Below are 10,089 nucleotides of genomic sequence, written 5' to 3'. Positions count from 1 at the left end.
GCTGGACTTCGCCCGCGACGAGAGGCTCCCCGAGCTGCCCGTGTGGACGGCGGTGCCCCGCGGCTGGTGGGCTCGCGTGCTCAGCTCTCCTGCGGTGTGACCGGCGAGGCCGCCGTCACATCGTGCTCGGGCACGGTGTGCCCCGACCGGATCAGATCGATCCGGCCCATCACCTTGGCGCGCAGATCCGTGGGCACGTCGTCCTGCCCGCAGCACCGCTTCACCAGCTTCTTGACGGCCTGTTCGAGCCCGTACTTCTCCAGACAGGGCGAGCACTCCTCGAAGTGGTGCTCGAACTTGGTGCAGTCGGCGTCGGGCATCTCCCGGTCGAGGAACTCGTAGAGATGATCGAGGATTTCGCTGCAATCCGTCTCATGCGGCTCTCCGCAGCTCATGAGCCCGAGCCTTTCGATTCGTTCGACTCTCCGGCGCCGGCCGGGACAAGCCCGCGGTCACGGGCGTAGTCCTCGAGCATGCCGCGCAGTTGACGGCGGCCCCGGTGCAGCCGGGACATCACCGTACCGATGGGTGTCCCCATGATGTCGGCGATCTCCTTGTACGCAAAGCCCTCGACATCCGCGAGATAGACGGCGATGCGGAACTCCTCGGGGATCGCCTGCAGCGCCGACTTCACGTCCGAGTCGGGCAGGTGATCGAGCGCCTGCGACTCGGCCGAACGCAGACCGGTCGACATGTGCGACTCGGCGCGCGCCAGCTGCCAGTCCTCGATCTCCTCGGCCGCGGAGCGCTGGGGTTCGCGCTGCTTCTTGCGGTACGAGTTGATGAAGGTGTTCGTGAGGATGCGGTACAGCCAGGCCTTCAGGTTGGTGCCCTCACGGAACTGGTGGAAGGACGCGTACGCCTTCGCGTACGTCTCCTGCACCAGGTCCTCGGCATCGGCCGGGTTGCGCGTCATGCGCAGCGCGGCCGAGTACATCTGGTCGAGGAATTCCAGGGCGTCCCGCTCGAACCGGGCGCTGCGCTCCGCGGCGGTCTCGGTGCCCTCGGGCTGCTCCGCCTGGCCCCGTTCGGTCCCTGCGTCGGTCCCAGTGACCGGACCCACCTCCTCCAGCGTCTGTGCGATACCGAAACCGGTACCACCAGAATCGGAGGATAGACGACGATCCATGCCCGCCGCCGCCCGGACAGGGCCGCTCTTGGCCGCGTGCAGCACCGTCCAGTCCAGGTCAGCGCGGCTGCTGCGGCTCGGGCAATAGGTCGAACCCATGCGGCGGACTTCCTCTCCTACGGCGGTCAGCACGGTCCTTCGCGCTGTCTGATCCGCACAACAGGGTCACGCCGCTCAGCATTCCCGCCCCCACCCGCACCGTCATCCGAGTGACGCGATCCACTCCACGACACCGTCCGTGATCACCTTCAGCGCCTCCTCCTGCCCGAGGGGCGCCCGCTTCGGCACGGCGAACCCGTGATCGCCGTACGGCACCTCCACGAGCCCGTACGGGCCCTCCGGGAACTCCTCGGGCTTCCCGAACGGATCGTTCCCGCCCTGGACCACGAGGGTGGGAACTCCGGCACCGAGCAGCTCGTCGGCCCGCGACTTCTCGGGCCGGCCCGGCGGATGCAGCGGAAAGCTCAGCGCCAGTACGGCCACCGCGCCCAGCTCCGTCGCCGTACGGCAGGCCACCCGGGCCCCGGCACTGCGCCCGCCCGCGATCACCGGGAGTCCCGGCTCCGCCAGCGCCGGCCACAGTCCCCGCCAGCCCACGTCCAGCGTCTTCGGCGCGGGCGCCAGCTTCTTCCCGGCCACCCGCCACGGCTGCTCCACCAGGGCGACACTCACTCCGTGCGCGGGGAGCACTGCGGCCAGGGCCCGCAGATCACGGGCCTCGACACCACCGCCGGCACCGTGGCCGACAGCGAGGACGCAGGCCGGTCCCTCCGCCTCGTACCAGCTGACGCGGCCCGTACCGGCCTCCGTGTCGATCTCTTCCTTCGCCGCTGCCTCGATCTCGCTCACGTCAGAAGAGTGTGCCCTCCTCGGGCCCCTCCAGCTCCTTCAGCAGCTCCGGCCCGTTGTTGCGGACGTTGCTGACCGCGGTGGAGACGGGGTAGGCGCGCATCAGCCCGGCGGGCGGCGGTTCCAGCAGCCGGCGCAGATCGTCCGGATCCGTACGGGCCGGATCGAGCCAGCTGTCCCAGCGGTCGGGGGTGAGCATCAGCGGCATCCGGGGGTGGATCTCGGCCAACGAGCGCGGGCCGTCCTCGGGGGCCACGGCCAGCGGGGACGTCTCGGCCTCCGTCGTGATCACCGAACAGGTCGCCCACCAGGCCCGCGGATGGTCGTCCGGCAGCGTCCGGTCCCGCCAGAACTCGTACAGCCCGGCCATCGCGAAGACCGACCCGTCGGCCGGGAGCACGAAGTAGGGCTGCTTGCGCGGCCGCTTCTTCTTCCCCTCGACCTCCAGCTCCCGCTCCCCCGTGCCGGTGACCCACTCGAAGTACCCGTCGGCGGGCAGGATGCAGCGCCGGGTGGCGAAGGCCCGCCGGTACGACGGCTTCTCGTGCACGGTCTCCGCGCGGGCGTTGATCATCCGGGCGGCGCCCTCGGGGTTCTTGGACCAGGAGGGGACGAGCCCCCACTTGAGCTTCCGCAGCTGGCGAACCGGCCGCTTGTCGTCGGCGTCCTTCACAGGACGGTCCAGAACCGCGTAGACCTCCTTGGTGGGAGCCACGTTGTAGTCGGGCTCCAAGGACTCCTCCGGCTCCCTCCCCCGGAGGCTCGACTCCGCTCGCCCTGGGGGGACCCCCATCTCGATCTCAAAGACTCCTGCGAGATCCTCGGGCCTACGACTCGACGCATACCGTCCGCACATAAGTGCCACACTGCCAGGCCCACCCGTCACCCGACCACCACCCCCGACGACGGCGCCATCCGCCGGCCCCTGTCGATCGCGACCCCGAGGAGCCACCGCAGAACATGGAAAGCACCGCAGCCACCTCGCTGGCCGGCCTGTGGGACGAGGTCTTCGGCACCCAGCCCGACCCCGACCTCTGGGTCGTCATAGCCACCGCGGTCGCCGCGCTCGCGGCGATCGTCCCGCACGGCGTCTGGCGGCTCTCGCGCAACGCCATCACCATCGCGCACGAGGGCGGCCACGGTCTGGTCGCGCTGCTCACCGGCCGCACCCTGACCGGCATCCGGCTGCACTCCGACACCAGCGGCCTCACGGTGAGCCGGGGCAGGCCCACCGGCATCGGCATGATCCTCACCGCGGCCGCCGGCTACACCGCTCCCCCGCTCCTCGGCCTCGGTGGCGCCGCCCTCCTCGGGTCGGGCCGCATCACCCTCCTCCTGTGGCTCGCCACGATCCTGCTGATCGCCATGCTGGTCATGATCCGCAACGCCTACGGCGCCCTCACGGTCGTCCTCACCGGCGGCACCTTCGTGGTCGTCTCCTGGCTGGCGGGCCCCCAGATCCAGGCGGCGTTCGCGTACGCGGTGGTCTGGTTCCTGCTGCTGGGTGGCGTACGCCCGGCGTTCGAACTCCAGGCCAAGCGCCGTCGGGGAGGCGCCGGCGACTCCGACGCGGACCAGCTCTCCCGCCTGACCCACGTCCCGGCGACCGTGTGGCTCGTGATGTTCCATGTGGTGTCGCTGTGCGCGCTGATGGGCGGCGGCCGCTGGCTGCTGAACCTGTGACCCCGGCGGCTCAGGGGGCGCGGGGGGCGCGGGCATCCACCCGACCTGCCACGACGGAGGCGCACCGGACCGGCGACGCGTGTCAACCGGCGGAACCGGGCGGAGCCAACCCCCATTAAAGTGGGCCGCATGGCCCTGAACGCACAGCCCGCCCTCTGGCCCGCCCCCTACGCGAGCGGAGCCGTCGACGCGACGGTCCACGTCCCGGGGTCCAAGTCCGTCACCAATCGCGCCCTCGTCCTCGCCGCGCTCGCGAGCGAGCCCGGCTGGCTGCGCCGCCCCCTGCGCTCCCGCGACACGCTCCTGATGGCGGCCGCGCTGCGCGCGATGGGCGTCGGCATCGAGGAGACCGTGTCGTCCAGCTCCTCCGGCGCGGGCGGTTCGGGTGAGGCCTGGCGCGTCCTGCCCACCGGCCTGCACGGCCCGGCCACGGTGGACGTCGGCAACGCCGGCACGGTCATGCGCTTCCTCCCCCCGGTCGCCGCCCTCGCCGACGGCCCCATCCGCTTCGACGGCGATCCCCGGTCGTACGAGCGCCCGCTGCACGGCGTGATCGACGCCCTGCGCGTCCTCGGCGCCCGGATCGACGACGACGGCCGCGGCGCCCTCCCGCTGACGGTCCACGGCAGCGGCGCGCTGGACGGCGGCCCGGTGGCGATCGACGCGTCCTCGTCGTCGCAGTTCGTCTCGGCGCTCCTGCTGTCGGCCCCCCGCTTCAACCAGGGCGTGGAGGTCCGCCACACCGGCGCGACCCTCCCCTCCCTGCCCCACATCCGCATGACCGTCGACATGCTGCGTTCGGTCGGCGCGCAGGTGGACACCCCGGAGTCGGGCGGCGAGCCGAACGTCTGGCGGGTCACGCCGGGCGCGCTGCTCGGCCGCGACCTGACGATCGAGCCGGACCTGTCCAACGCCCAGCCGTTCCTGGCGGCGGCGCTGGTGACCGGCGGCAAGGTCGTCATCCCGGACTGGCCCTCGCGCACCACCCAGCCCGGCGACCAACTCCGCGAGATCTTCACGGAGATGGGCGGCACCTGCGAACTGACCGAGTACGGCCTGGTGTTCACCGGCTCCGGTTCGGTCCACGGCATCGACGTGGACCTGAGCGAGGTCGGCGAGCTGACCCCGGGCATCGCGGCGGTCGCCGCCCTCGCCGACTCCCCGTCGACCCTGCGCGGCGTCGCCCACCTCCGTCTCCACGAGACGGACCGCCTGGCCGCGCTCACCAAGGAGATCAACGAACTCGGCGGCGACGTCACCGAGACCGCCGACGGCCTCCACATCCGCCCCCGCACCCTGCACGGCGGTGTCTTCCACACGTACGACGACCACCGCATGGCCACGGCCGGTGCGATCATCGGCCTGGCCGTGGAGGGTGTGCGCATCGAGAACGTGGAGACGACGGCCAAGACCCTGCCGGACTTCCCCGACCTGTGGACCGGGATGCTCGGGAAGAACTGACGGGCGGACCGGGATCATGCGCCGTTACGGCAAGCACACCGACGAGGACGACATCCGCAGCCGCCCCAACCGCAAGGGCAACCGTCCCCGTACGCACATCCGTCCGAAGCACGAGGACGCCGCCGAGGGCATGGTCCTCACCGTCGACCGGGGCCGGCTGACCTGTCTCGTCGAGGACCGCGTCGTCCTCGCGATGAAGGCCCGGGAACTGGGCCGCAAGGCAGCGGTCGTCGGCGACAACGTCGCCATCGTCGGCGATCTCTCCGGCAAGAAGGACACCCTCGCCCGGATCGTCCGCATCGCCGACCGCACGTCGGTCCTGCGGCGCACGGCCGACGACGACGACCCCTACGAGCGCGTCGTCGTCGCCAACGCCGACCAGCTCGCCATCGTCACGGCCCTCGCCGACCCCGAACCCCGCCCCCGGTTGATCGACCGCTGCCTGGTGGCGGCGTACGACGCGGGTCTGGCCCCCCTGCTCGTGCTCACGAAGTCGGACCTGGCCTCTCCCGACAAACTCCTGGAGGCCTACGGCCACATCGACCTCCCGCACGTCGTGACGAGCCGCGAGGAGCTGGAGACGGGCGGCGCCGCCGACCGCGTACGCGAACACCTCGACGGCAAGGTCACGGCGTTCGTCGGCCACTCCGGCGTCGGCAAGACGACCCTGGTGAACGCCCTCGTCCCCGCGGACCTCCGCCGTACGACGGGCCATGTGAACGCGGTGACGGGCCGCGGCCGGCACACCACGACCTCCGCGCTGGCCCTGCCCCTGGCGGACTCGGACGGCGGCTGGGTGGTGGACACCCCGGGCGTACGGTCGTTCGGGCTGGCCCACGTCGACCCGTCCCGGGTCATCAATGCCTTCCCGGACCTGGTGCCGGGCACGGAAGGCTGTCCGCGTGCGTGCAGTCACGACGAGCAGGACTGCGCGCTGGACCAGTGGGTGGCGGACGGGCACGCGGACCCGGCCCGGCTCTACTCCCTGCGCCGGCTCCTCTCGACGCGCGAACGGCGGGAAGGCGACTGACCTCCGCGTTGTTTGCGCCCCCTCCCACCCGGTAAGTGCATAATCGCACCAAGTCGGAGCCCTACCAGACGAGAGCACACGAAGCGGTCACGGAACGTGGGGACACGGGAGGACGAGACATGGCGTGGCTGCTGGTTGTCGTGGCGGGACTTCTTGAGACCGGATTCGCCGTCTGCCTGAAGCTCTCGCACGGGTTCACCAGACTCTGGCCCACGGTCGCCTTCTGCGTCTTCGCCCTCGGCAGCTTCGGCCTGCTGACCCTCTCCCTGAAGAAACTCGACGTCGGCCCCGCCTACGCCGTCTGGACGGGCATCGGCGCGGCCGGTACCGCGATCTACGGAATGGTCTTCCTCGGCGACCTCGTCTCGACCCTGAAGATCGTCTCGATCAGTCTGGTGATCGTGGGGGTCGTGGGTCTGCAACTGTCGGGATCCGCGCAGTAGTTCGCGGCGTGGCGGGCACGATCCCGCGTCGGCTACAGGTGGTTGAGGGACCTGCTGGGCTGGCGGGGCAGCGCGGTCCGCACGAGCTCCGCGACCCCGCCCTCTCCCGGGGGTGCCGCCACGCAGGACAGGGCGAGCCGCACGGCGAGTTCGCAGGATCGGGCCAACTCCCCCGCGTCCGACCGGGGAGTGCCGGGCGCGGCCAGGGCGGCGACGGCCCGCTCGCGCACCAGTGCCACGAAGTCGGCGGGCGCGGGTAACGGTCCGTCCGCGCGGCGCTGGGCGGGCACGACGGAGGACGATGCCACCGCCGTGAGCGACGGCGAGGGCAGCCGCTCGCTCCAGCAGCCGGTGAGCATGGCCCGCACCAGCACGTTGGTACGGCAGGCCCGCACGGTCCACTCCGCGGTCGCGGCCAGCCTGTCCCGGGTGTCCGCGGGCAGGGCCAGTGCCCGGTCGACGCCCGCCAGATAGCCGTCCGCCTCCCTGCGGACCAGCGCCCTGGCGAGTCCCTCCTTGCTGCCGAACTCGTTGTACAGCGTCTGACGTGAGACTCCGGCCACCGCCGCCACGTCCACCATGCGCACGGCGGACCACGGCCGGCGCATCAGCGCCGTGTAAGCGGCGTCCAACAAGGATTCCCGCGCTGCAGGCATCATCGCCTCCCTAACAAGCGAGCGGGCGGCTCTGGCCCTCAGATTTGACGCGCTTCAAGTCACTGTCAAGAGTTCGCGGCGGCCCTCAGGGGCGCACTCCGGCCGGCGCGCGCGGCACGCACCGACCCCACCTCGACAAAGCCATCTCCACCCCCGTCGACGGCTCCCCCTCGTGTGCCCACGGCAACAGGGGAACATTCACGCCGGATCCCACATGATCACGGGCCCGCCCGTACCCGGCGCCGGGCATCGGCCTCCCCCACCGCGGACCGGGGTGTCCGCCGGGCGGGGAACCGGTGGGCGCCGCGGCACCCGGTGAGCACCGGTGGACGAAACCCACCGACCCCCGCTGTGACACAACACGCCCACTCCCGCTCCCGCCCGCCGGAGCGCCGGCCGATCGGCCGCCCCGCCCCCTTGCCCCTGGCGACCCCCGGCCCCCTGTAGCCCCGTAGCGACCTCGACAGATACCGTTCGCCACATGGCCGACTACCTCGACGACCTCCGCTTCGCCCACGTCCTCGCGGACGCCGCCGACGCGACCACCATGGCCCGCTTCAAGGCCCTCGACCTGAAGGTCGAGACGAAGCCGGACATGACCCCGGTCAGCGAGGCCGACAAGGCCGCCGAGGAACTCATCCGCGGCCAACTCCAGCGCGCCCGCCCCAGGGACGCCATCCTCGGTGAGGAGTTCGGGCTCGCCGGCACCGGCCCACGCCGCTGGGTCGTCGACCCGATCGACGGCACCAAGAACTACGTCCGGGGCGTCCCCGTCTGGGCCACCCTGATCTCCCTGATGGAGGCGGCCGAGGGCGGCTACCAGCCCGTCGTCGGCGTCGTCTCCGCACCCGCCCTGGGCCGGCGCTGGTGGGCGGCGAAGGGGCACGGCGCCTTCACGGGCCGCAGCCTCAGCTCGGCCTCCCGCCTGCGCGTCTCCCGCGTCGCCGAGCTGTCGGACGCGTCCTTCGCGTACTCCTCCCTCAGCGGCTGGGAGGAGCGCGGCAGCCTCAACGGCTTCCTGGACCTGACCCGCGAGGTGTGGCGGACGCGCGCGTACGGCGATTTCTGGCCGTACATGATGGTCGCCGAGGGCTCGGTGGACATCTGCGCCGAACCCGAACTGTCCCTCTGGGACATGTCCGCCAACGCGATCATCGTCACCGAGTCGGGCGGCACCTTCACCGGCCTCGACGGCCGCCCCGGCCCGCACAGCGGCAACGCGGCGGCCTCGAACGGTCTGCTCCACGACGAGTTGCTGGGATACCTGAACCAGCGCTACTAGACCGGTTCCGCCGCCCTCGTCCGGCTCTGCCGAGCGTTTCCGGCCTCCCACCACGTCACGCCACGGCCCGCCGCTTCCCGTCGCTTCCTGTCGCCTCCCGCCGTCACCGTCCGGTGCGCTCGGGACCCCGGAGTGATCCCAGAGCGCCCCGAACTGACCACGCACGCCCCCTTGTTGACCTCCGCTTTACCTGCCACATTGAGAGTCCCCCCACTTGTGAACTTGTGCAGTGCTCAATTGGCGCCTCCGGCGCCGGGCCTGAACTCTTCGTCACCGGGGTGCCCTAGGAGGTGGCTGAACTCCATGCTCGTCCGCGACGCCATGAGCACAGTGGTCCTCACCATCGGTCCCGATCACACTCTCCGGCAGGCCGCCGCACTGATGTCGGCCCGCCGGATCGGTGCGGCCGTGGTCCTCGACCCGGACGCCGGCGGACTCGGGATCCTCACCGAACGCGACGTCCTCAACTCCGTCGGCCTGGGCCAGAGCCCCGACGCCGAGCGCGCCCACGCCCACACCACCACCGACGTGGTGTTCGCCACGCCGTCCTGGACTCTGGAGGAAGCGGCCCGCGCCATGACCCACGGCGGCTTCCGCCATCTGATCGTCCTCGACGAGGGCGCCCCGATCGGCATCGTCTCGGTCCGCGACATCATCCGTTGCTGGACCCCGGCCCGACAGCACGCGACGGCCTAGCCGGCCCCGCACACGCGGAGGGGCCGGGACCTCGGACGAGATCCCGGCCCCTCCCCCACGACAAGCGGTCCAACCCCGGTCGGCCGCACAGGCCTGGACGGCGGCCTCCAAGCGCTTGCCGAAGCCTTGGCCGACGCCTCGAGGAGCGCCTCGGCCGAGCAGGATCCCGCTCACATCACATCCGATCCTACATTGGACCCATTCCAGCTCAAGGCAAGCTCTAAAGTCACACCTGTTCGGGAACTGTTCGCCCAGACTGTTACGCTGACCGGTATGAGTGACCTTCTGGAGCGGCTGCGCGGACGCGGATGGCGTATGACCGCACAGCGGCGTGTCGTGGCCGAGGTCCTCGACGGCGAACACGTCCATCTGACGGCCGACGAGGTCCACACGCGAGCTGTCGCCAAGCTGCCGGAGATCTCCCGGGCGACCGTCTACAACACCCTGGGCGAACTGGTCGTGCTCGGCGAGGTGCTCGAGGTCGCCACGGACAAGCGGGCCAAGCGGTACGACCCCAACGCCCACCGCCCGCACCACCACCTGGTCTGCGCCCGGTGCGGCACGATCCGGGACGTCCACCCCACCGGCAACCCCCTCGCCGACCTCCCCGCCTCCGAGCGCTTCGGCTTCACCGTCTCGGACGTGGAGGTCACCTACCGAGGCGTGTGCCCGACCTGCGCGACGGCATAGCCCCCGCGGCACATGACAAAGCCCCCGGCGCCGAACGGCCGGGGGCATACACCTAGGGCCCGGAACCTGATCGGTTCCGGGCCCTAGGTCTTCAGTAGCGGGGACAGGATTTGAACCTGCGACCTCTGGGTTATGAGCCCAGCGAGCTACCGAGCTGCTCCACCCCGCGG

The 10,089-nt window shown here is 71.3% G+C and carries 12 protein-coding genes and 1 tRNA gene; 7 read left to right on the top strand and 6 right to left on the bottom strand.

Annotated features, from left to right (window positions below):
• Positions 1–80: 80 nt before the first annotated feature.
• The 4 genes from rsrA to ACWCRJ_RS14520 all read right to left on the bottom strand — a co-directional run bounded on the left by rsrA (position 81) and on the right by ACWCRJ_RS14520 (position 2,834).
• Entirely contained in the window at positions 81–395 is a 315-nt protein-coding gene (gene rsrA / locus ACWCRJ_RS14535) for a mycothiol system anti-sigma-R factor (RefSeq protein ID WP_450939593.1), read from the bottom strand.
• Positions 392–1,063 (bottom strand): RNA polymerase sigma factor SigR, encoded by a 672-nt coding sequence (sigR, locus tag ACWCRJ_RS14530; protein ID WP_020113984.1) that lies wholly within the window; start codon positions 1,061–1,063, stop codon positions 392–394. The genes rsrA and sigR overlap by 4 nt, the downstream gene beginning before the upstream one ends.
• Before the next feature lie 267 nt (positions 1,064–1,330).
• Positions 1,331–1,978: an alpha/beta hydrolase family protein gene (locus ACWCRJ_RS14525; protein ID WP_450939592.1), complete on the bottom strand. Its 648-nt coding sequence runs from the start codon at positions 1,976–1,978 to the stop codon at positions 1,331–1,333.
• A gap of 1 nt (position 1,979) precedes the next feature.
• Positions 1,980–2,834 carry an SOS response-associated peptidase gene (locus ACWCRJ_RS14520; RefSeq protein WP_450939591.1) on the bottom strand — a complete coding sequence of 285 codons (855 nt, stop codon included), beginning with the start codon at positions 2,832–2,834 and terminating at the stop codon, positions 1,980–1,982.
• Positions 2,835–2,938: 104 nt separating this feature from the next.
• On the opposite strand from ACWCRJ_RS14520, the gene ACWCRJ_RS14515 reads away from it, so the two are divergent.
• From ACWCRJ_RS14515 to ACWCRJ_RS14500, 4 genes are all read left to right on the top strand, one after another.
• Entirely contained in the window at positions 2,939–3,661 is a 723-nt protein-coding gene (locus ACWCRJ_RS14515) for a M50 family metallopeptidase (protein WP_450939590.1), read from the top strand.
• A gap of 129 nt (positions 3,662–3,790) precedes the next feature.
• On the top strand, positions 3,791–5,122 hold the full coding sequence (aroA, locus tag ACWCRJ_RS14510; RefSeq protein WP_450939589.1) for a 3-phosphoshikimate 1-carboxyvinyltransferase: 1,332 nt from the start codon (positions 3,791–3,793) through the stop codon (positions 5,120–5,122).
• Positions 5,123–5,138: 16 nt separating this feature from the next.
• Positions 5,139–6,152, top strand: coding sequence for a ribosome small subunit-dependent GTPase A (gene rsgA / locus ACWCRJ_RS14505; protein WP_450939588.1), 1,014 nt, complete (start codon positions 5,139–5,141; stop codon positions 6,150–6,152).
• Between the two features lie 119 nt (positions 6,153–6,271).
• On the top strand, positions 6,272–6,595 hold the full coding sequence (locus tag ACWCRJ_RS14500; RefSeq protein ID WP_450939587.1) for a DMT family transporter: 324 nt from the start codon (positions 6,272–6,274) through the stop codon (positions 6,593–6,595).
• Between the two features lie 32 nt (positions 6,596–6,627).
• Here the strand turns inward: ACWCRJ_RS14500 and ACWCRJ_RS14495 are convergent, their stop codons facing one another.
• Positions 6,628–7,251 carry a TetR/AcrR family transcriptional regulator gene (locus tag ACWCRJ_RS14495; RefSeq protein ID WP_450939586.1) on the bottom strand — a complete coding sequence of 208 codons (624 nt, stop codon included), beginning with the start codon at positions 7,249–7,251 and terminating at the stop codon, positions 6,628–6,630.
• Positions 7,252–7,732: 481 nt separating this feature from the next.
• Here ACWCRJ_RS14495 and hisN point away from each other — a divergent pair, with 481 nt between their 5' ends.
• From hisN to ACWCRJ_RS14480, 3 genes are all read left to right on the top strand, one after another.
• On the top strand, positions 7,733–8,533 hold the full coding sequence (gene hisN, locus ACWCRJ_RS14490) for a histidinol-phosphatase (protein ID WP_097249392.1): 801 nt from the start codon (positions 7,733–7,735) through the stop codon (positions 8,531–8,533).
• Between the two features lie 303 nt (positions 8,534–8,836).
• Positions 8,837–9,229: a CBS domain-containing protein gene (locus ACWCRJ_RS14485; protein ID WP_005480464.1), complete on the top strand. Its 393-nt coding sequence runs from the start codon at positions 8,837–8,839 to the stop codon at positions 9,227–9,229.
• Positions 9,230–9,502: 273 nt separating this feature from the next.
• Positions 9,503–9,919 carry a Fur family transcriptional regulator gene (locus ACWCRJ_RS14480; RefSeq protein WP_450939585.1) on the top strand — a complete coding sequence of 139 codons (417 nt, stop codon included), beginning with the start codon at positions 9,503–9,505 and terminating at the stop codon, positions 9,917–9,919.
• A 95-nt stretch (positions 9,920–10,014) separates the two neighbouring features.
• Here ACWCRJ_RS14480 and ACWCRJ_RS14475 read toward each other — a convergent pair.
• Positions 10,015–10,088: transfer RNA gene (locus ACWCRJ_RS14475), tRNA-Met, on the bottom strand.
• Between the last annotated feature and the right edge of the window lies 1 nt (position 10,089).

Source organism: Streptomyces sp. NPDC002324 (assembly GCF_053593335.1).
Note: the sequence above shows the minus strand (reverse complement) of the source record. Positions and strands in the feature narration are given on the sequence as shown.